General features: G+C 35.5%; 1 protein-coding gene. It reads left to right on the top strand.

The features are described from left to right. Positions 1–111 precede the first annotated feature (111 nt). A partial coding sequence (locus AC1DQW_RS27875; RefSeq protein ID WP_477457054.1) for a glycosyltransferase occupies positions 112–643 on the top strand: 532 nt, incomplete at its 3' end.

Genomic DNA, 643 nt, shown 5'->3' with positions numbered 1-643 from the left:
GCTTTACGTAAGAAGGTATTTGCTATTTGAGCTACGCAACATGCAGGTACGCAAAGCATATGAAACTGTAAAATATTTGCTTTATCCTAATTAAAAGCCATAAAAACAGTTATGAAAAAAGATCCGGCTTTGCACCAAAAACCCAGCTTATTCTTTGTTATTCCCTCATTAATGGGAGGGGGAGCCGAAAGAGTATTGATATCCCTGGCTAATCATTTCAACCAATTAAATTTTCAGCCGATAATTATTTCCTTAAATAACCAACCACCGGCTTATACAATTGATAACGGAGTAAAGGTAGTGTACTTAGTAAAACGACATAAAAATTTTCTTAGTCACAGGATTTATTATATAGTACAAACTTTTTACAAATTGGTAAAGTTGCTTTTGAAAGAGAAACCAGTTTGCGCTATCTCGTTTATTAGTTCGGCAAATATATGGACCGGCATTGCATGTTACTTTACACGTACTCCTTATATTGTTTCAGAAAGAACATCGCCAAGCCGTAGCGTAAACCAATTCAATTATTTTCATAGGCAGTTAGCCGCAAGCCTTTACAAAAAATCTGCCGCGGTTGTTGTGAGCGCTAAAGGGGTTGAAGATTGTTTGCTTGAAAATAAAGCATTTAAAAATCTTTCCAATA

The sequence above is a fragment of the Mucilaginibacter sp. P5_A4 genome, from assembly GCF_056400605.1.
Note: the sequence above shows the minus strand (reverse complement) of the source record. Positions and strands in the feature narration are given on the sequence as shown.